This is a genomic window from Streptomyces cadmiisoli (assembly GCF_003261055.1).
GTDB classification, from domain to species: Bacteria; Actinomycetota; Actinomycetes; order Streptomycetales; family Streptomycetaceae; genus Streptomyces; species Streptomyces cadmiisoli.
This window is the reverse complement of sequence record NZ_CP030074.1, coordinates 581,528-602,250: the sequence shown is the minus strand read 5'-3', so window position 1 is coordinate 602,250 and position 20,723 is coordinate 581,528. Positions and strand designations below refer to the sequence as shown.

The window sequence follows — 20,723 nt, the reverse complement described above, 5'->3', positions numbered from 1 at the left end:
GTCGCTGACAGCACCGACAGTCGGCGTTCGGGTCACGACGTTGTCGACGCTCATGCGACGGGTGCCGGGCCATGGGCCCCGGTGGCGCCTCGGGTGAGTGCCTGTTCCGCCTGTGCGAGTCCGCGGATCGCCTGGGTCAGCTGACTCGGAGGGAGCGTGTACGGCAGTCGGATGTTGCGTTCGAACGCGCCACCGATCCCGAAGCGTGGTCCGGCTGCGATGGACACTCCGTGGTCGGGTGCGATCGCGGCCAGCCGTGAGCTGATGGGTTGGGGGAATGTCGCCCAGAGTGTCAGGCCGCCCGCGGGTTGCGGAGCGTGGACGTGGGGCAGGTGCTCCGTGAGTGCCTGGCGCAGGGTGTCGCGTTGCGACCTCAGTTGCTGGAGTGCGCCGGGCCGCTGTGTCCGGCCTTCGTTCAGGAGGACGGCTGTGGCGAGCTGTTCGACGACAGGGGTGCCGAGATCCGTGGCGTAGCGGGTCTGTTGGACGCGTTCCAGGAGAGAGGGTGTTGCGCGGATCCAGCCGATGCGCAGGCCGCCCCAGATGCTTTTGGAAACCGAGCCGATGCTGATGGCGGTCGGCATGTGCATCGCGAAGGGTTCCGGGCTCGCTGTGTCCAGGGCCAGGTCGGTCATGGTTTCGTCGATGACCGTGGGACACGCGAGTCTGAGGCTTTGGCGGACGCTCGCGGGCATGCACAGCCCTGTCGGATTGTGAAAGTCGGGTATCAGGTAGGCGAGACTCGCGATTCGGCCTGCTGCTTGGAGTTGCGCGGTGTCCCAGCCTGAAGGCGCCACGGCGACGGGGAGAAGTCGAGCCCGCGCCGCGGTGAACGTGCTGATCGCGTGCGGGTAGGTCGGATGGTCGATCAGGACCTTGTCGCGCGGCGACACGAGTGTGCGCGCCAGAAGGGCGAGCGCGTGCTGCGCGCCGTTGGTGATCAGGATGTGATCGGGCGGCGTGGGCAGCCCGCGCCGTTCGTACCAGTGGGCCACAGCTTCGCGCAGCTCGGCGGTGCCGCTTCGGTCGTAGCCGTGCCGCTCGAAGTGTCGTGGTAGCTGTTCGAGAGCGGCCGCGAACGCGGCGTGAAGGATTTCGACAGGCGCGGGTGGCGCGGCGAAGGACAGGTCGATGGTCGCCGGGTCCGTGCCGGCCCGGCGCTCGGGTGGTGTGTCGTCGGGGAGCCGTACGGTCGCCCTGGCGCGCGCCCGGGTGGCGAGGTATCCGTGCTCGACCAGCGTGCGGTACGCGGCGCCGACAGTGGTTCTGCTGGTGGAGAGTGCGACCGCCAGGTCGCGCTCGCTCGGCATGGCCGAGCCGAGGGAGAGACGTCCGTCCAGTACCAGCAGCCGCAGCCTGTCTGAGAGGCGTTGATGCGCCGGGCCAGGCCCTTCCTGCCAGGTCCCCAACATGCGCGCCACCGCGTGCGAAGCAACTTTCACTCGGCCAGCATAACCAATCTGGCTATGGAACCCAGGTCCAGATGCCCCGCAGGCTCACTCCATGGCACCTCCCGCTCCCCCCGCGCAGACCTCCACCTCGGCTCGTCACGACCAGCCCCTGGTGACCCATATGAACGCGTTCGCCCAACTTCGGGCGGGCCGAAAGGCGCGTCGTATCCCCCAGCTGTTGATCGGCCTGGTGGGGTACGGGGTCGCCGTGATGACGCTGGTCGAGTCCGGGCTGGGGGCGGCCAGCTGGAACGTGCTCACGGAGGGCACCGCGAAGGTTCTCGGCATCTCGTTCGGCTGGACGACAAACCTGATCTCCCTGCTCGTGCTCCTCGCATGGATTCCCCTGCGGGAACTGCCCGGCCTCGGCACACTCCTCAACGTCGCCATCGTCGGCTTCGCCGCGGATGCCACCGCCACCGTGCTCCCCCACCCCCACGGGACACTCACCGAGATCGGATACCTCGTACTCGGCCTCGTCGCACTGCCCTTCTTCGACGCGCTCTACCTCGGCGCGCAGTTCGGAGCAGGCCCCCGCGACGGCATCATGACCGGACTTGTCCGGCGCACCCGCCTGCCCATTGCGGTGGTACGCACCGGCATCGAGATCGTCGTCGCCGGCATCGGCTGGCTCCTGGGTGGAACCGTCGGTGTCGGAACGGTGCTCATCGCACTGTGCATGGGGCCACTCGTCGGCTACTTCCTGCCACGCGTCGTGGTTCGCCTCCCCGCTGTTGCCGCAGACGAACGGCACGACCGATGAACGCGAGTACGCGGTCGCCCGCGGTCGCTCCGCCGGAACGCCCGCGCTTTCGGTTGAAGGCCGCTGCGGGCGACTCGTACGCCCCCGGCCTCACGCCCGGGGCGCAGCGAACGGTGCTCCGATCCCCCGGCCTGGCTCAGCGCACGCGGACACCCGCGCGGAAGACCGCCTGCACGTCCAGGACGGCCGCGGGGTCGTGCTCCAGGTCGCCGTTGACGACCAGGATGTCGGCGTCGGCGCCGGCGGCGATCCGGCCCTTGCGGCCGTCCATGCGGCACAGACGGGCTGCCAGACTGGTCATGGACTTCAGCGCGTCCAGCGGCGCCACGCCCAGCCGGGCCAGGTCGGCCACGCCGTGGGGAAGCACGTTGTGGGGCTTGACGGGCCCGATACCGGCATCGGAGCCGATGACAACATTGGCACCGAGTTTGTGCAGGTTGCCGTAGGTGTCCAGGATGGCCTCGACATGTTTGGCCAGGGCCTTGGGCGGTTGCACGGCTTCGCCGGGTTCCAGCCCGAGGGTCAGACTGACGAAGGTTCCCTTCCTCACGATGATCTCGATGAGTTCCGAGTCGGCGGCGACGCCATCGGCGCTGAGGAAGGTGACGTGCTCCAGGCTGTCGACGCCCGCCTCGACCGCCTCCCTGATGGCTTGGGTGCCATGGGCGTGCGCGGCGACCGGCAACCCGAGGCGGTGTGCCTCGTCCACCACGGCACGCAGGTCGTCCAGGCCGTACTGGGACATGTGCGGCGGCACAGACCCGGGCGTCATGTTGCCGCCGCTGGCCATGATCTTGATGACGGCGCAGCCACGGGCGTGACGCTCGCGAACGGCCGCCCGGAGCGCGTCGACGCCTTCGACCTCGCCGCCGAGGAAGTGGCAGTGGCCGCCCGGTGTGGTCAGCGGAGGGCCCGCGGGGAGAATCTCCGGACCCAGCTCCGGGTTCCCGGCGAACTCGTCCACGAGGGTCAACGACAGGTACTCGCGGTCGCCGAGATCGCGCACGGTCGTGATGCCCGCCATCAGAGCGGACCGGGCCGCGGCCCTCATGTGCGCCAGCAGATCGCTGTCCGAGGCAGAGGTCAACGAGGTGACGGGCTGAGGACCGGCGTCGAAGGCGAGGTGGACATGGGTGTCGATGAGGCCGGGCAGCAGACATGCCGAAGGACCGAGATCGACGACCTGGCGGCCGTCGGCGGGCAGCGCGCCGGTGCGGTCCACCCGCACGATGCGGTCACCCGAGACGTGCACGGTGGCGGGCCCCGACAGGCTGAACCCGTCGAACATCGAACCGGCGTGTATGGCAAAGGAGTTCATCGGCATCTCTTCGGATCGGAAAGCGTGGATCACTCGGCGAGGCGGCCGGAATCGATCGGCCGGTGCCTGCTCCGGGGACCGGGCGCTGTGTGTTCCTGAATTCCGGCCCTCTCACGGCAGCAGGCATGCATGACCTGTGCACAGCCACCTCACGGACGCCCCATGCAGGCTCTGGCCGTGCTGGGCCCCGAAGCAGTTCAATATCCGCCGCGTAAATTGATTACATCATCAACTACTGAAATGGGCAAACCATGGTCGTCGCACAGCGGCTCTCTCGACGAGGCCGCGCAGCCTGTGAATCTCGCACCCGAGGGGAGCGAGATGCCTCCGATGGCCACCGACGGCGAACCCGTTCACCCGGTGGCCAGTCGGTTCAGCGGTGGCCGCCGCAGGTGCCGCGGCTGTGAACGGCACCTGCGGACGGCCCGCCGGGTGGCGTCAGAGCTGCGCCGTGCCCTGGACGATGACCTCGTTGACGTTGACGTCGGCCGGCTGGGCGACGGCGTAGCCGATGGCCTGTGCGATGGCCGAAGCGTCGATACCGACTGCTGCGAGCGCAGCCCGTATCGCGTTCTGCGGCTCGGGGTTGCCGCCGGAGTGGGTCAGCTCGGTCTTGGTGAGGCCGGGGCTGACGACGGTGACGCGGAGGTCGGCGGTCTCCTGGCGCAAGCCGTCGGACACGGCGCGTACGGCGTACTTCGTCGCGCAGTACACGACTCCCGTCGGGTCCACGCGGTGGGCCGCGGTGGAAGCGACGTTGACGATGTGCCCGCACCGGCGCTCGCGCATGGAGGGCAGGACCGCCGCGATGCCGTACAGCACCCCGCGCAGGTTCACGTCGATCATCTGGTCCCATTCGTCGACGCGCAGCTCCTCCATGAGGGAGAGCGGCATCACGCCGGCGTTGTTGACCAGGACGTCCACGCGCCCGTGGCGGTCGAGCGCGCCGGCGACGAAGGCTTGGAACGCGGACGGACGACGAGCGTCTCCGCCTCCGTCCTGGACGCCGTCGCTCGCGCACTGCAACTCGACGACACCGAGCGTAACCATTTGTTCGCCCTGGCCAACCCGACACAGCGGCGCCCGCATGACAGGGCGACCCAGCGTGCCCGCCCCGGGCTGCTACGGGCGCTGGAGAACATCGCCGACGTTCCGGCTCTGCTCCTGGGCCACCGTCTGGACGTCCTGGCCGCCAATCACCTGGCCCGCGCCTTCTACCGTGATTTCGAGGGCCTCCCGGCGGGCGAGCGGAACATGGCCCGCTACATGTTCCTCGACGCCGCTGCCCGCGATCTCTACGTCGACTGGCCAGAGACCGCCCGCGAAAACGTCGGCATGCTCCACCTGTACGCCAGCCATCATCCGCGCGATCCCCGGCTGGCGCAGCTGATCGGCGAACTGTCCGCCGGCGACCGGGACTTTCGCCGCTGGTGGGCGGAGCACGACGTCTACCAGCCCAAACACGGCTCCAAGCGCTACCACCACCCCCTCGTCGGGGACCTCACCCTCGGGTTTGAGGCCTTCACACCCGTGGGCGACTCCGACCAGACCCTCGGGCTCTACACCGTCGAACCCGGATCACCGTCGGAAAGCGCCCTGCGCATGCTCGGCAACTGGACCGCCGCCGACACACACGTACAGCCCGAAGAGGCCGCCGAACACGGGCACTGACTCAGCCCAGGCACCTGAGGAGGTGCTGCCGCAGCGGCAACACCTCCTCAGGGTTGAGAGTCACCGTTGCCTCATCTGCCGGCCGGCACCCGCTCCCACAGATCCGTCACGACGTTGTCGTCGAGGAAGGCCACGGCGCGTGTCACCCGGCCGTCCTTCATGTGCAAAATCCATGAATACGTCATGTCGTAGGGCTGTCCGTCCTTGGCGACACCGTGCCCGTCCCACTCCGCGAAAACGGTGTCGCCGTCGACCCACAGTCCCCGAACCGTCGGTTTCACGAAGACGGACAACCGGTCACTCAGCGGGGCGATCACCTCGTCCAGGAACTGCTGGCGCCCGGTGTACGTGCCGGCGATCGGGCTGGTACCGGTGATCGTCCACACCGCGTCATCGCTGAGTATGTCGTAGAAGCTGCCCCCGGCTTCCCAGCGCTGGAACGCTTCCCGGACCGCGGCCAAGTTGCGCTGTTCCTCCGGTGTTTGTGCACCGTCATCGGCGTCAGGTGAGGGGCTCGGGGCCGAGGGAACATCCGCTGCCACGGGAGCGGCGCCGAACGCAGCCGTGTTCACGTCGGGCTGGAGGCCGGACGCCGTTCCGCCGAGCAGAACGATCAGTGCAGCCGTCGACCCCAAGGGGACCGCGCGATGCCAGATTCTCCTCGACTTCGGGGGACGAGCGCCCACACCGGCCATGGATCTCACCTCGTAATGCGACTCCACGCGAGCGGACGCCGCACGTGCATGCGTTGCCTGTTCCGCCACTGCCCGGGTCTGGAGCCGGCACAGGGTGGTCAGGACCGACTGCGCTGGTCAGTGGCACATGTCGTCGTCTCGTTGTAAGGAAAACACGACGGCCGATGATCTTCCACAAATACCGTAGGTGTGCGTGCGGCAGCTCAGGGCGGCGGCGCGTCGGAGAAGTGCCAGGTCAACATGCCACCGAGGACACCGACGCCTACGCTGTGGAGGGTAGCCAGGGACTGGCGAGAGCCATCAGTGCCCGCCCGCCCGCCACCGCGCTGGACCGTGGGAAAGGCACCGGTATGACGTTCAAGGTTCCCATCCCGGATGAGAACGACCCGCGCTGGACCCGGCGTGACGGAATCCTTGTCACGCGTGACGAGGGAGCCACCAAGTGGCTGGCCGGCGATCTGACGACGGTCAAGATCTCAGCGGCGCAGACCAACGGCTCCCTCGGAGTACTGGAGACGACGGTCCTGCCGGGAGGCGGCCCGATCGCTCACGCCCACGGCCGCGAGGACGAGGCCTTCTACGTCCTCAACGGCGACTTCGAGTTCCTCAACGGCGATCAGACGCTGAAGGCCGGCCCTGGCGACTTCCTCTTCATCCCCCGAGGAAACCGGCACCGCTTCACCAACATCGGTCCTCGACCGGCGAACTTGCTCACGTTCATGCTGCCGGGCGGACACGAGGGGTTCTGGCTGGACAACGGCATCGACGCGGTTCCGGGTCAGCCCATGCCCGAGTGGGATCCCGCCCAACTCGGACCACTGATCGAGGAACTGACCCGCCACCATGTGACGCTCCTGCCCGAGGGCCCACTGGATGACGCCGGCTGACATCCCCGGGCCGACCGGGGATGCGGCGGTGCGGCACCTCAAGTCCCCGTGAGGGCTGTGGGACAGGCAGCGATCAGCGCTTGCTCCACTTCTGATTGTCGGTGCCGGCGCAGTCCCACAGCTGGAGGGCCGAGCCGTTCCCCGTCCTCAAGTCCCTGACGTCCACGCATTTGTCGGCCTGAATGTTGACGAGGTCGTGCGCGGCGTTGAGCCGGAACTTCTGGGCAGGCCCGCCGTTGCAGTCGGCGAGTTGAATGGCGGCGCCGTTCTGCTGGGAGGCCCAGGCGACGTCCATGCACTTGCCCAGGGAACGGACCGAGCCGTCGGACATGAACTTCCACTGCTGGGCGGCCGATCCGTTGCAGTCCCAGATCTGTAGCGGCGCGCCGTCCCTGCTCGTACCGCCGCTGACCGTGATGCAGCGGTTCGACGCGTGGCTCCACACCGCCGCTCCCGTGGAGGCCGGTGCGGTGCTCGGCTGTGACTGCGGAGTCGCCGCAGGGGCGGGATCGGACCGCGGCGTGCTTCTGGTCGCCGTGGTGGACGCCGTGGGTGCCGAACTGCGACCGTCCTTGGACTTCTGGCCGCGGGGCGTCTCCTCGGGGGTGTCGGGGGATCCTGTGCTCCCGGCCTTCGCTTCCGTCCGGGTCCCCGTGCCCCCCGCGCTGCCCTCGCCGCGCCGTTCACCGCTTCGTGTGGGTGCGGCCGAGCCGAGTTCGGCTCCGCCGCCGTCCACACCGCCGCTCAGGACCGTGCCGTCCGTCGGGGTGGACGCGGCGTTCCGGTTGTCGTCGTCGCCTCCGCCGACCAGGAACGGTACGGCGATGAGGGCCGCACCGGCGATGGCCGCACCGGCGAAGAGACTCCTCCTGACGCGCCCGGGGTCGTCCATGCCTCCCGGCTCATCAGACTCCGTCTCCCCCGCGGCGGCGATGTCGGCCACTGTCGCCGCCCGGGCTTCGCCGACTGCCTCCGTGTCGCCCCCGGCAGAGGTACTGCCGACCGCCACGTCAGTACCCGCGGATGCGGAGGTGTCGGGTCCGTCGCCCGCCTCGGTCGCTTGACGTCGGCGGCCGAGTACGAACAAGCGCCTTCCCCGTCGGCCGCCCTCACCATGGACGGGCTCCGCGGTGCTCATGTCGTCGTCGGAGTCGGCTGCGTCGCCATCGCCGGACTCGCTGTCGCCGTCCCGGTCGCCCTCGCCGTCGGAGTCCTCGTCGGAGTCGTGCTCCCCATGACCTGGCGTGGAGGTGGTGGTGCTCGGCTCGTCCCCGTCCGGTTCCGAAGCGCCCCCATGAGTTCCGCCGGCAGCGGAGGTCGTGGCCGAGGAATCCTCGCTTGCGGGTCTGCGGTTGCGCCCCGGCACACCGGCCGCGGTCGCGGAACCGCTCTCGGATTCCTCCGCCGACCGGGCGGCCACGCTCTCGGACGACAGTCGATCGGGCTCCCCGCGCCCGCTCTCGGCTGACGCGGCGGAGGATGTCGAGGTGTCGGCGGACATCGGTACTCCTTCATATGAACCAGATTAAGAATCTGAAGGCCGACGTTCGCGTAGGGGCCGCACCCGGACCGACCGGCGTGCGTGGCGCACCTGTGTCCCCGCTGCCTGCTCATGGATCAAGCCCGGCAGCCCCAGCTCGCTCAGCCCGGTCGGTGGGATCGGTCTGCCCGGTGGACACGGCTCCCCGCCGCCCCATTGACGGATTCCGCTCCGCCCCAACCGTGGTCTCACTCCGAGGAGTTGAGCCGGAAGCCCGCCGCTTTCGTCGAGGTCTCAGCGTAGTGTCGATGACGGACCCGGGAACTGAACTGTGCGCCGCGGAGGGGGCGAACGGGCAACACATACTGCCCCGAGGACCTTGCAGGCGTGGTCAGCGCTCTCGCTCGGCACCTACCAGCGGGACCGCGTGGTAGGCGCTGGGGTGAGCTCGTAGCCGTCGAGCTCTATGTCGCTGGAGTACGCCCAGCACAATTCACCATTGGGTTTGAGGTGGGGAACGGAATCCCCCACGGGTTCCCCGAGCTCCAAGGCCTCCGCCACCTGGAACAGATACGTTTCCAGCGAGGGCCAACCCCAGTCTCCATCAAAAGCGCCGTTGTCATCCTTGGGCGCCAGGCCAATTCTTCCCTGTCCTGGACCCGGCCGCATATCGATGACCTGCGCGTCACCGTCGACGGCGGCCCATGGAATCCACAGCCGGTGCCACCAGTGCTCGCCGTCGTCATCGAGTGAGTCTTCTGGCTCCCCCTCCCCGTCGATGACGGCGATTCGCATACGCCAGAACTCCACGATCTCCGTCACCGAGAGAGGGGTTTCCTGAGGGAGTACGGTGGAATACGGCTCTGCTCCGTTGTGGCAGCTCAGCGATTCCAACAGGCCCGCAGGAAAACTCAGACCCATTTCTCTCTGCGCCTGGTCGTATTCATACGGGTCTGCCGGTGGAGCCAGTTGGGCGAATGTCGCCGGCGCGTATCGCTGCAGCCATGCGTCGATGCGAGCCCAGGAGGTTCGGACAGATGTGTAGGAGTTCGTCATGTGCAGGATTCTCAGTGCACCCCGTGCATGTTTGTTCCTGCGTCCCGCAGAGCAGGTTCATCGGGGCACATTTCTTGGTCCTCCCGGGCACTGCGGCACACTGCGGCCGGCGGCGTCCTGTAGGTCGCCGCCCGCTCACAGCGCGAGCCACGGAAGGACCCGAGGCCGGCCGCGGCTCTGGACGCGAGCACCGCCGGATCGCGACAGTGACGGGCCCGCGACGTACAACCGTAGACGAACGGACTTATGCCGTACTTCACCCGGTCTCATACTCGATCGAACAGGAAACCAACTCTGCCCCTTTGCACCTCCCCAGGGAGACTTACGAACTGCGGCGGCTCGGATGTATTCGCGGATCCAGAATCGTCAGGGAGGCGTCAAGACATCAACCAGAGGTCCGGTACGGGGCAGCGGCTGTGTTTGTATGACTTCCATGCCCTCCGCACTCGACGGCCCGACGGGCGGATATCGAAATTCCCCCGTTGTCGCGCAGACCATCGATTCACCGCCACCCGTTCCGAGCGCATGGAACCCGTCCAGTGAAGTGCTGGTGGTCGATTACCAGGCTTTCCTCCGTGCTGTCGCGACATTCCAGAGCGCGGCGGACTCGATGCGGCAGGCCGCTGGTAGCGCGCCGCAGACCGGCGAAGGCCACGCGACGGGAGCGGCCCCGTGGGGCGACGACTCCTTCGGTGCCGCTTTCGGAAACCAGTACGCGCCTCCGGCGCAACTCATGAATGACGCTCTGGCGGGACTCTCCGCGCTTTTCGAGGGAGTCTCCCGAAGTCTGGCCTCCATGCAGCAGTCCTTTGCCGACACACAGGCTCCAGGACTGGAGCGCCTGGGCGTTCGGCATCCTCACGGCAAGCGGAGGTGATCGCGACTACTACCGACCCTGGTGACGCGGACCTGTCCGCCACAGACGTCGTGGTCCTGGCCGCGGTCGGTGGGACGGCGGTTCCGGCGCCGGTCAAGGGCCCGCCCACACCGGGTGCTGCCGCTGTCACAGACCGGGACACGCTCCGATGTCGCACATCGCCCCTTTGGAGGACACTGACCACGTATGAGATCCGTGGTGAGTGAAAGCTGATGACTATGGGTGCACCTCACGTCACTGATCGCAGCGCTTCCGCCGACGGGCCTTTGGCGGGTGAGGGAGTTCGGTTCTCGCTCGACCACCAGGGCGTGATCGCCAGGTGGAGCCCGGCGGCAGAGAAGCTGCTCGGCCATGCGGCGGAGTCGGTGGTGGGGCGTTCAGCGGCAGACTTGATGGCGGGGACGGCGTCCGCCGAGGTCGAGACCCGGGCCGACGACGAATTCGCCACCGTGCTGAAGCGCAGTGACGGCGCCTCGATCAAGTGCTGGCTTCTGGTGCGCCCCGAGAGCCCGGGGGACGCACTCACGAACTGGGAGGTGCTGATCACTCCTCTCGAGCCCGCGGAACTCGCCCGGGCGGCGGACATCGAGCGCGCGCTTCTCGAGACGCTGTTCACCCTCTCCCCCACCGGCCTGTACCTCCTCGATCCCCAGATGCGCCTGATCCGGTTCAATGCGGCAGCCGAAGGCATGCAGGGCACCTCCGTCAGTGAAGCCGCCGGCCGCCGGCCCTCCGAGGTGTGGCCGGGCTTTCCCGCCGAAAAGGTGGAGCGGGTGATGAAACAGGTGCTGGCCACGGGCCAGCCGATCATCGGAACGGAGAAGACGCTGCGCCCGCCGGGCGATCCCCACCATGACCATGTCTATTCGACGTCGGTCTTCCGGCTGGAGGACGATCACGGCCGGATCCTCGGCCTCGCGGACGCCACCGTCGACGTCACCGACCGCCACCTGGCGCAGGAACGGCTGACCGTGCTCGCCGATGCGAGCAATCGGATCGGTTCCACACTCGACGTGCTGGACACGGCCGAGGCTCTGGCAGAGGTGTCCGTGCCCGCGCTGGCCGACAGCATCACGGTGGATCTCCTGCAGCCCGTGCTCTCAGGCGAAGAACTCGCCCCCGGGCCGGTCGGACCGGATGCCGCGCTGCGAAGGGCCGCTTCCGGCTCACGAGGTGACGGAACCCGAAAGCGCGCCGACCGCACGCCTGCCGAGTCGGCTGTCGAAGTCCTCTACGCCCTCGAACCCCGCCTGCTCGATCCCTCGGACCGAGAGGGACATCGGGCCTTCCGAGATCTGTCGATGTCCGCGGCGCCGGGCGAGGACGTCCACTCGCTGGCGATCGTGCCGCTGGTCGCCCAGGATCGGGTTCTCGGCCTGGCCACGTTCTGCCGCTGGGGAGACCGAAGGCCGTTCGACGCCGACGATCTGAACGCGGCCGCGCAACTGGGGCGACGCACCGCCGCCTGCCTCGACAACGCCCGTCGGCACCTGCGTGAGCACAACACGTTGATCGCACTCCAGCACATCCTGCGTCCCAGTGGACTTCCCACACAGCAGGCACTGGATGTGGCTCACATGTCCGTGCATGCGGGAACGGGAGGTGACTGGGTCGACGCCATACCGCTCTCCGGGGCCCGTGTGGCCCTGGTGGCGGGCACGCTGCCCAGTCGCGGCATTCAGGCCGCGGCAGCGGCAGGGAGGCTTTCCGCCGCGGTGCACACACTGTCGGACCTGGACCTGGAGCCGGATGAACTCCTCGCTCGGCTCGATGACGTGGTACGCCGGTCGGGCACGGTCGGTGGCATCGACGAGTGCGGCGAGCGGCCCCCGTCGGGGCACGAGCAGCCCCGTGATCCCGTGGATGGCGGCACGTGCCTGTACCTCATCTACGATCCGGTGTCCCGACGCTGCTCGGCATCCAGCGCCGGTCATCCCTGGCCGGTGATCGTGCATCCGAACGGCGTTGTCAGAACGGTGGACTGCCCGGTCGGTGACGCGTTGTGCAGCCCGGGCGCGCCTTTCAGCCGGACGGACTTCGAACTGCCCGAGAACTCGATGCTGGTGCTGTACACCCGCGGCCTCCTCCAGCAGTACGGACAGGGCCACGACGATCCGGGAGCGCAGCGGTTGAGCGCCCTGCTCTCCGGCGTACCCGGTTCCGTGCAGGAGACCTGCTCCGGTGTGATCGAGGCACTCGTCCCGGACCAGGCCCGCGACGACGTCGCCGTTCTGGTCGCCCGCACCCACGCGCTGGGGCCCGAACATGTCGTGTCGTGGGACCTTCCGAGCGATCCGGCCACGGTCGCCGAAGCCCGGTCCCTCGCCACCTGGCAGCTCACGTCATGGGACATGGACGAGCTGGCGTTCACCACCGAGTTGATCGTCAGCGAACTCGTCACCAACGCGATTCGGCACGCCGCACCACCCATCACACTGCGTCTGATCCGCAGTCATGTTCTGACCTGTGAGGTGTCGGACGGCAGCAGTACGTCTCCGCGGCTGTCGCACGCCCGCACCACCGACGAAGGCGGCCGAGGCCTGCTCCTCGTAGCACGCTGCTCCGAACGGTGGGGCACCCGCTACACGGAGTCCGGCAAGATCATCTGGGCTGAGCAGGGCACCATGGCGTGAGGGACATGGCCCCGCACGCTCCTGCTGCAAGCTGCTCCAAGGCTCCCCGGTGAGGTGTCCTATGTCGTCCGTGCCTCCGAGGTGCTGTCCCTCAACCACCTTGCGGCTTTGACGAATTGTGAGCTGCCACGCTGCTCGGCCAGGAGGGCAACTCCTGGTACCGGGGGCCGGCCGGGTGTCGCCTCGGCGCATTCGGCCGCCAGGAACAGCAGGTCCGCCAGCCCCGCCCGTGGCCTGGCACCGGGCTGTGGCAGCACGTCGGGGAGCACCTCCGCCAGCACCGAGTACACCGTCGTCGAGGCGCCCGCCTGCACGACGTGACGCAGCGTTTCCGTCACCCGCTTGAGCTTGAGGCCGTCGATACCGATCAGCACCGCGATGTCCCGGGCCAGTCGGCCGACGTGCAGTTCGCCGCGGCCGGCGAGGGCGAGCAGGGCGTCAGCGGTGGCGACCCGCTCCATCACCGAGGCGGCCCCCGTCCCGTGGGCGAGTGCCAGGTGCACGGCCGGTCCGGCTTCTCCTTCGGCCTCGGCCACGGCGGGCAGGTGGACCGCGGCACACCGTGAGCCGCTTTCCGCGCCTGCGGCCACCGCCCTCAGATTACGGGCGACCACCAGTTCTCGGTGGCCGGGCACGACAGTCAGCCACAGCGGGAACATCCGGCGCCAGGGTTCGAACTGCGTCCCTTCCCAGGAGCAGAGGTCCTGGTTCGCCTCGCGCGGGGCGCCCACAGCACGAAACGGGGCGGAGAAATCGACCAGCCGGGCCGAGTCGACGGCAACGGCGAGTCGGATGCAGGCCGGCACATCGTCGTGGGCTTCGTACTCGCCCTTCAGATGACGCGACCACGACGGGGGGTTCCGGTGGCCGCGTGTGCCGGGGTGTGCGTCCTGCCGTTCATCGGTGGCCTCTCCGATCGCGGCCAGGTTCCAGCGCTTCGGGTGCCTGGCAACGGAATCGGGGTCGTCCGGACGCTCGAGCGGCAGCACGACGGTCGGCTCGCAGACGCGGGCGGGAAAGCCTCCGGCCGACAGCCAACGCGCCAGACGGCGCCCTTCCGTTGAGCCGAGTTCCTCCGCCGCGGCCGGCGGGAAACTCGGATCGGGCCTGACGCGGAACAACGCCTGGTCGAAGTCCGCCTCCCCGGGCCGCACACGCGTCCGCCGGTATTCGGTGAGCCGTTCCAGCAGGACATGTGGATCCAGCGAACCCGAGGCACAAGTGGGGGTGGCGAGCAGGAACGGCGGGGAGGTGCCGTCGAGGATCCGGCGCACCACCTCGTCCACGCGTGCGTCCAGTACGCCTTCGAACGCCTCATGCCCGCAGTCGCGGCACCTGAAATACGGATACGGTGAGGCATCGTCCTCGGGACGGCGGCCGGTCACTGCCCTGGCCACCAGCAAGATCCGGGTCAGACGGCCCGGCGAATGCGGCCGGCGCTCGTTGGATCGCAGGACGGGTTCCACGGCCTGGGCGAGTGCTTGCCGGTCCCGGTGCGCCAGGCGTACCAGTCCGTCCAGGACCCGTTCGACGGCGACGGGTTGCGCTACGGGGTCGGCCAGCACGGCACCGAGTTCCGCGGCGACTTCCTCCGCGCTTCCCATGGGTGGAGGGAAGGCGGGAACCGCGGCGGGCTGGGGCAACGGATCCGTCCGCGGGGCGTCTGGCCGCGGTGCGGTGACGGGGCTGTCGAGAAGGCCATCGGCCTGACGCCGCAGGTCGGCGGGAAGCTGTGCCGCGGCGGTGGAGAGATCCTTCAGCGTGTCCTCGTCCAGCCTGTCCGCGAGTTTCCCAGCCAGCTTGACGGCCTTCTCCTGGACACCCCGCGAAGGATGGGAGAAGGCTTCGCCCAGCAGCGGTGCCAGCTCACCGATGCGTGCCGGGGAACGGCGCGCCTCACTCCACAGGAAGGGCAGCGCCGGCGCGGCCAGTGTCTTCTCAGGGCGGGCCAGGAGGCCCTGGAGGCACTCATCCACCTGCTTGTCCGTCATTCGACCCAGGTCGGCGAGCTTGCGTACCCTGCCGAGCGCGTCCTTCACCGCGGCGGTACTGATCGCGGAGACGACGAGGGTCACCAGCGTGTCCGCCGCCGCGGTCTGCTCCTCGATGGTCGGTTCCAGCGCGGTGAGCAGCGCAAGATACCCGGGCGTGACTGTGCGAGGCTCGGCCCCCAAGGGTCCTTGCAGCGCGGATCGCAGGAGGCGACTCCGGTCGATGTGGCCGTCTCGGGCCAGTACGGCCAGGGTCGCGGCCGCAGCACCACCCCTGTCGGCGTCCCGCGCGAGGCTGCGGCCCAGTCCCTCCGCGTCCGGCAGACGCGACAGCGCGGCGGCGGCAAGCGGAGAGGCGGTCAACGCGTCGGCGGAGGCCTCTGGGGTGTCCTGAACGGCCAGGTACTCGAACCAGTCGACAGCACCTTCGTCGTCGATCTCGAACGGCTTTCCGGCCGCACGGACGAGAGCGCTGACCGGTAGGAGATGACTCCAGAGCGGTTTGAGGGCATGAGCCAGCGCGATCAGGTCCTCGGGCGGCCATCCGTCGAGCAGGTCGACGAGAGCGTCCCCGAACCCCTTCTCGTTGTTGGGCCACCATTCGTGGTCCAGGGCGCGGACGACTCCGTCGACGTCACACCGACAGGCGATCTCCACGAGCGCGATGGCGCAGCGGACACGGATCGCCCAGTCCCCGAAGTAGGGCCACGGCCGGTACACCGACTCCAGTCTTTCGAGCAGTTCCTCGCGCTGGGCGGCGGTGAGTTCCAGCTCCCGGAGCAGGCCGGGTATGACGGCGAACTCGCCTGCCTTCATGGTTTTGATGATGGTGGCGTACGGGTGCGCGTCCGTGTCCTCGGTCATCTCCGCTCCTTCCTGTTTCGTCACCGGCCTCCTGGGCGGGCGAGCCGGCAGGGGGCAGTTCGCGGCGAAGGGACGACGGATACCGCGAGGACGTGAACTCACGGACCGTGTGCACGTTGATGCCGGGCACGCCGCCGTCGGGCACGGGTGTGCCGCCGATGGATCCACCCGCCCGGTGCGCTCTGCCGGCGAACTGTGGCCTCAGCGGTCCGCCGGCCGCTCACCGTACCCGCCTCGACAGTGCGCGGGCATCGAACGGCGGCGGGTTGTCAGGGCGGTGTGGTACGGGAGTCTCCGCATGGAAGTGGACTCCCTCGGGCTGCGTTGTGAGGTGCAGTGCGATGCGTCTCTGCCTGGGGCCGCTCCGCTCTTGGCAGCCATACCTCTCCGGGCGGCGCGCGTCCCGACTCAGCCGCAAGTCCGGTCGACAGGAGGCAACTGCTCACCGTCCCCGTGCACTTTCCGACACCCAGCCTCCAGGCTGTCGGTCGGGGACGTCCGGTCCTGAGCGCGGGTGGTACAGCGCCGCGCCATCGGCTTCGCACTATGCGGCGGCGATCGCCGCGATGGGTCCGCGCAGGGAAAACGACGGCTCTGTTGCTTCCGCCATGGAGTCGGACTCAGTTGTCCTGACCGCTCGAACGATGCCCCTGCATTCCGTGCATTCCGCAATTCCACAAGCACGTGGACCTGGCCACGAATTCACCCACGACCGGTGCTCGTTTCCTGTCATCCATCCGGCATGCGACCCGGGCGCCTTCGGCTGTCCGGGCGCCGGACAGCATTCCGTAAGCACGGTCGAACACCACCGGAGTGGGTTCGCGTGGAAGGTTGCCTACAGTTGACGAGGGGACGCCCGGGTCAGACATAACGTAACGCCGGGTGCCGCGTCATGGAATCACCCTCGATCAGAGCGGGCACTATGGGGCAGAAATCGCTGCCCTTTTGATCAGAATCAGGCGGCAGACGCAGGTCAGCGCACCCCGAACCCACCGTCGAATCCCACGCCGCGACGAACTATTGCGTTGCCATGCGCATCTCGTTGCATACGACATTCGGTCCTGCGTCAACAGCGCCATTGAATGGCCTGGATCACGTGGCGACATCGCGCCATGGCTCGGAATCGCCACCCTATTCTCTAGGTGAACTACGCCTCGGTTACGCATCATTCACCCGAGTTCTTGATTCACCGCACCCTCAGTTCAGTTAGGGAATGCCCCATGCCTCCATCACCAGCACCGGGCCGAAGAGTGCCTGTCATCGGCATAGCCGTGGCCCTTCTGGCATCACTCGGCAGTACGTCGGCGATCGGCGCGCCGAATACACCCACCGCCGATACTCCGGTCCTCGCCGACACCGCATCCGGTTCCACCGGCGCCCCCCGCACCATCACCCTGATCAACAGCGACAAGGTGACCGTGACCGGCTCCGGCACCTCCCCCCTCATCGACGTGAGGGGCAGTCAGGGCGAGCCGGTGTCGGCGGACATCAGCGTCGTCGACGGTGAGACCTATGTGTTTCCGAGCGAGGTCCTGCCGTACGTCGCGGAAGGCACCCTGGACAGGCAGCTGTTCAACATCACACGGCTGCTCGACTACGGCTACGACGACGCCCGCAGTGACCGGCTGCCGCTGATCGTCCGGTACGCCGACGCCGCCGGCGCGCGCAAGGCGGTCGTGCCGCAGGGCGCGGAGAAGGTGCGCACCCTGACGAGCATCCGCGGTTCCGCCGTGGAGCGCCCGCGTGCGGAGGCCGCGGCCTTCTGGACCTCCCTGACCGGCGGAAGGGACGCCGCCACTACGGGACGCGGCGGGCCGGACGCCTCCATTCTCGCGGGCGGCATCGAACGCGTATGGCTGGACGGCAAGGTGAAGGCCGCGTTGTCCGACACGGTCGGGCAGGTCGGCGCGCCCGAGGTGTGGCGCGGCGGCAACACGGCTGCGGGCGTCGATGTCGCGGTGCTGGACACCGGCGTCGACAGGACGCATCCCGATCTCGCGGGGCAGATCGCCGCCACGCGGAGTTTCGTCCCGGACGAGACGGTCGACGACGCCGACGGGCACGGAACCCATGTCGCCTCCACCATCGCCGGAACAGGGTCCGCCTCGGACGGCAAGGAGAAGGGTGTCGCTCCCGGGGCGCGGCTGCACATCGGCAAGGCGCTGGACAACAGCGGGTCCGGCCAGGACTCCTGGGTCCTCGCCGCCATGGAGTGGGCGGCGCGCGACCAGAAGGCGAAGGTCGTCAGCATGAGTCTGGGCGGCGGCCCGACCGACGGCACCGACCCGCTGAGCACCGCCGTCAACACCCTCAGCGCCGAGACCGGCGCACTGTTCACGATCGCCGCGGGCAACAGCTTCCGGAACTTCACCGTCGGCGCCCCGGGCGCGGCGGACGCGGCGCTGACCGTCGGCGCCGTCGACTCCGCCGACGCGCTCGCCGGCTTCTCCTCGCGCGGCCCCCGCGTCGGTGACTTCGCGGTCAAACCGGAGATCACCGCCCCTGGCGTCGATGTGCTCGCGGCCCGCTCGCAGCTGGCACCCGGCGAGGGCTTCTACACGACGATGAGCGGCACCTCGATGGCCACCCCGCACGTGGCGGGTGTGGCGGCCCTGCTGGCGGCCGAACATCCCGACTGGACCGGGGCCCAGCTCAAGGACGCGCTGGTCAGCACGGCCAAGCCGACTCCGGACCACATCCCCTTCGACGGCGGCAACGGGCGGGTGGACGCCGTGGCCGCGACCCGTGCCACCCTCTACGGCACCGGTGTCGTCTCCGTCGGCCTGCACGAGGTGCCCGCGGCGCCCGGAGAGACCGTCGACCGCGAGGTCACCTACACCAACACCGGGTCCACGCCCGTCACCCTGGACCTCGAGTTGGACGCGGCCACCGCCCCCTCCGGCCTGTTCACGCTGTCCTCTCCCGAGGTGACGGTCCCCGCCCGCGGCACCAGCACGGTCGTCGTCTCGTCCCACCTGGACAAGGCGGCCCAGGACCACGCCTACTCCGCCCGGATCGAGGCCGTCGACAAGGGCGTTGTCCGAGCGACGACTTCGGTGGGTCTCGGCACCGAGAGCGAGAAGGCCGTCGTCGATCTGAAGGTCAAGGACCGCTCCGGCAAGCCCGCGACCGGTGCTGTCCGGCTGTTCGCCCAACGTGCGGGCGGTACCGGCCAGGACGTACGCGACGTGGCCATGGGCTCATCGGCCCGACTGCGCCTGGAACCAGGCCTGTGGTCCTTCTCCGCACTGGTCGACGTGCAGGGCGTCCAGGGCCCGAACTCCCTCGGCCGCGCCCTCGTCACCCTGCCGGAGGTCCGGGTCGACGACGACATGCCGATCACGCTGGACGCGTCCAAGACCCGGCAGGTCACCGCGGCCACTCCGAAGAAGGCCGTCACCACCTACGCGCGGGTCGACTTCACCCGCTCGCTGACGGAGACGGACACCACTCAGGTCTCCTTCAACCTCCTGCCCGTCTACGACAGCTTCTTCGCCACACCGACTCCCCGGAAGGTGACGAAGGGGACTCTCGACCTGCGGGTGCGCTGGCGGAACGAGGAGCCGACTCTCACACTGGCCACGGGCCGGGACACCGTCGAGACCGTCCTCGTGCGGCGCGGTGAGCGCGCCCTGCCCGAGGGCACCAGCCACCTGGACGCCGTCTACGCGGGCAAGGGCGGGCCGGACGACTACGCCGGACTCCCGGTGCGAGGCAAAGTCGCCCTCGTCCAGCGCGACCCCGTCGTCACGCTGACCGAACAGAGCGCCGCCGCCGCGGCGGCCGGGGCCAAGGCCCTGATCGTGGCCGACCCCGGCCCCCAGCGACTGGACCCGCGAACGGAGGCCACGCCGCCCCTGACCGTGGTCACCGTCGGCTACGACGAAGGCCTGCGACTGATACGTCTGGCCGAACGCGGCCCGGTGCCGCTGAAGATCTCGTACGACGCCGAGACCGACTACCTCTACGACCTCGTCGGTTCGTGGGAGAAGGCGCTCCCGGACAACCTGACGTACCGGCCGAGGTCCCAGGACCTCGCCACGGTGGACGTCTCGTTCGAGCACTACCGGGACGCCGACGCGACGGAGTTCCGCTATGACGCCAGGCCCGGTGAATTCGGGATCACGGCGGGCTACCACCTGCCCCGTCCGGCACGCGGCACCCGTACCGACTGGGTGACCGCCGACCCCGGCGTCGTATGGCGCCAGAGCGCGGTGGTCGTCGGGGAGCTGCGCTCCGTCGGCGCTCCCGAGGCCCTGCGTCCGGGCAGCGAGACGCGTGAGCGGTGGTTCGCCCCGGTCACCCGTCCGCGGTTGTCCTCGGCCGACAGTGTGAGCCGCGGCGGTGACTACCTCATGATGAACGTGCCGGCCTGGGGCGACTCCGGCCGTGCCCACGAGGGCTACACGGCGTCCCCGGGCGCGACGCACGCCGCCCGGCTCTACCAGGGCGACAGGCTGCTGACCCAGTCAGAGGGCTCGACGTTCGTGTACGCGGACGGGCTCAAGTCCCAGCGGCTGCCCTACCGGTACGTCGTCGAGACGGAGCGCGGCAGCTGGGAGCACCCGTACTCCACGCGGACCATGACGTCCTGGGAGTTCAGCTCGGCGGCCGGCGGTCCGGACACGACGTCCCCGGTCCCGCTGATCCAGCTCGACTACGCGGTCGACACGGACGCCGCCGGCAAGGCGAAGCGCAACACGAAGCTGACCGTGACGCCGACGCACCTGACGCCGACCGGATCGGGCGCGGAGCTGCCGCCCACCTCGGCCATCCGTACCGTCGCTCTGGAGGTCTCCTACGACGACGGCGCCACCTGGCGCAAGGCCCCGCTGTCCCGCACCTCGGACGGTTGGCGCACCACGCTGGACGCGCCGAAGCAGGCCAAGTACGTCACGGTGCGCGCCACCGCCCGTGACGACCGAGGCAACGCGGTGCAGCAGACCGTCGTCCGGGCGTTCGGGCTGACGTAGCGGAGGTAGCCGACATCCCTCGGGTCCGAGGGGTCGGATCATGCGCAGGAGGCCCGGCCGGCTT

Annotated in this window: 13 protein-coding genes; 6 read left to right on the top strand and 7 right to left on the bottom strand. The window is 69.0% G+C overall.

Annotated elements, in window-relative coordinates:
- Positions 1 to 50 precede the first annotated feature (50 nt).
- A complete protein-coding gene (gene yczR / locus DN051_RS43280) occupies positions 51 to 1,442 on the bottom strand; it encodes a MocR-like transcription factor YczR (protein WP_112443207.1) in 1,392 nt (463 codons plus the stop codon).
- Positions 1,443 to 1,503: 61 nt separating this feature from the next.
- Here yczR and yczE point away from each other — a divergent pair, with 61 nt between their 5' ends.
- Complete coding sequence (gene yczE, locus DN051_RS43275; protein ID WP_425471809.1) at positions 1,504 to 2,214, top strand: membrane protein YczE; 711 nt, start codon at positions 1,504 to 1,506, stop codon at positions 2,212 to 2,214.
- 136 nt (positions 2,215 to 2,350) lie between these two features.
- Here yczE and DN051_RS43270 read toward each other — a convergent pair whose 3' ends face one another.
- Positions 2,351 to 3,532 carry a metal-dependent hydrolase family protein gene (locus DN051_RS43270; protein ID WP_246041209.1) on the bottom strand — a complete coding sequence of 394 codons (1,182 nt, stop codon included), beginning with the start codon at positions 3,530 to 3,532 and terminating at the stop codon, positions 2,351 to 2,353.
- 438 nt (positions 3,533 to 3,970) lie between these two features.
- Positions 3,971 to 4,582 (bottom strand): SDR family oxidoreductase, encoded by a 612-nt coding sequence (locus DN051_RS43265; protein ID WP_425471808.1) that lies wholly within the window; start codon positions 4,580 to 4,582, stop codon positions 3,971 to 3,973.
- On the opposite strand from DN051_RS43265, the gene DN051_RS43260 reads away from it, so the two are divergent.
- Positions 4,463 to 5,203 (top strand): MmyB family transcriptional regulator, encoded by a 741-nt coding sequence (locus DN051_RS43260; protein ID WP_246041208.1) that lies wholly within the window; start codon positions 4,463 to 4,465, stop codon positions 5,201 to 5,203. The two genes, DN051_RS43265 and DN051_RS43260, sit on opposite strands and share 120 nt — an antisense overlap.
- 71 nt (positions 5,204 to 5,274) lie before the next feature.
- Here DN051_RS43260 and DN051_RS47050 read toward each other — a convergent pair whose 3' ends face one another.
- Entirely contained in the window at positions 5,275 to 5,664 is a 390-nt protein-coding gene (locus DN051_RS47050) for a nuclear transport factor 2 family protein (RefSeq protein WP_246041207.1), read from the bottom strand.
- Positions 5,665 to 6,248: 584 nt separating this feature from the next.
- Here DN051_RS47050 and DN051_RS43250 point away from each other — a divergent pair.
- Entirely contained in the window at positions 6,249 to 6,785 is a 537-nt protein-coding gene (locus DN051_RS43250) for a cupin domain-containing protein (RefSeq protein ID WP_053763626.1), read from the top strand.
- A 73-nt stretch (positions 6,786 to 6,858) separates the two neighbouring features.
- Here DN051_RS43250 and DN051_RS43245 read toward each other — a convergent pair whose 3' ends face one another.
- Positions 6,859 to 8,286 (bottom strand): ricin-type beta-trefoil lectin domain protein, encoded by a 1,428-nt coding sequence (locus DN051_RS43245; protein WP_112443200.1) that lies wholly within the window; start codon positions 8,284 to 8,286, stop codon positions 6,859 to 6,861.
- A 390-nt stretch (positions 8,287 to 8,676) separates the two neighbouring features.
- The gene (locus DN051_RS43240) at positions 8,677 to 9,321 is read right to left on the bottom strand and encodes an SMI1/KNR4 family protein (RefSeq protein ID WP_112443199.1); all 645 of its coding nucleotides are present in this window, start codon (positions 9,319 to 9,321) and stop codon (positions 8,677 to 8,679) included.
- 433 nt (positions 9,322 to 9,754) lie between these two features.
- Between DN051_RS43240 and DN051_RS43235 the strand changes: the two genes are divergently transcribed.
- Complete coding sequence (locus tag DN051_RS43235; RefSeq protein WP_162625199.1) at positions 9,755 to 10,198, top strand: hypothetical protein; 444 nt, start codon at positions 9,755 to 9,757, stop codon at positions 10,196 to 10,198.
- A gap of 212 nt (positions 10,199 to 10,410) precedes the next feature.
- Positions 10,411 to 12,831: a SpoIIE family protein phosphatase gene (locus DN051_RS43230; RefSeq protein ID WP_342781596.1), complete on the top strand. Its 2,421-nt coding sequence runs from the start codon at positions 10,411 to 10,413 to the stop codon at positions 12,829 to 12,831.
- A 59-nt stretch (positions 12,832 to 12,890) separates the two neighbouring features.
- Here DN051_RS43230 and DN051_RS43225 read toward each other — a convergent pair whose 3' ends face one another.
- Positions 12,891 to 15,686, bottom strand: coding sequence for a DUF7824 domain-containing protein (locus DN051_RS43225; protein WP_112443196.1), 2,796 nt, complete (start codon positions 15,684 to 15,686; stop codon positions 12,891 to 12,893).
- Between the two features lie 1,271 nt (positions 15,687 to 16,957).
- On the opposite strand from DN051_RS43225, the gene DN051_RS43220 reads away from it, so the two are divergent.
- Entirely contained in the window at positions 16,958 to 20,659 is a 3,702-nt protein-coding gene (locus DN051_RS43220; protein WP_246041205.1) for a S8 family serine peptidase, read from the top strand.
- Positions 20,660 to 20,723: the final 64 nt, after the last annotated feature.

Bases quoted from the DNA above. Each gene is read 5' to 3' on its own strand.
- DN051_RS43250 (WP_053763626.1), top strand. From the start codon at position 6,249: ATGACGTTCAAGGTTCCCATCCCGGATGAGAACGACCCGCGCTGGACC.
- DN051_RS43235 (WP_162625199.1), top strand. From the start codon at position 9,755: ATGCCCTCCGCACTCGACGGCCCGACGGGCGGATATCGAAATTCCCCC.
- yczE (WP_425471809.1), top strand. From the start codon at position 1,504: ATGGCACCTCCCGCTCCCCCCGCGCAGACCTCCACCTCGGCTCGTCAC.
- DN051_RS43230 (WP_342781596.1), top strand. From the start codon at position 10,411: ATGACTATGGGTGCACCTCACGTCACTGATCGCAGCGCTTCCGCCGAC.
- DN051_RS43225 (WP_112443196.1), bottom strand. From the start codon at position 15,686: ATGACCGAGGACACGGACGCGCACCCGTACGCCACCATCATCAAAACC.
- DN051_RS43240 (WP_112443199.1), bottom strand. From the start codon at position 9,321: ATGACGAACTCCTACACATCTGTCCGAACCTCCTGGGCTCGCATCGAC.
- DN051_RS43245 (WP_112443200.1), bottom strand. From the start codon at position 8,286: ATGTCCGCCGACACCTCGACATCCTCCGCCGCGTCAGCCGAGAGCGGG.
- DN051_RS43270 (WP_246041209.1), bottom strand. From the start codon at position 3,532: ATGAACTCCTTTGCCATACACGCCGGTTCGATGTTCGACGGGTTCAGC.
- DN051_RS43265 (WP_425471808.1), bottom strand. From the start codon at position 4,582: ATGGTTACGCTCGGTGTCGTCGAGTTGCAGTGCGCGAGCGACGGCGTC.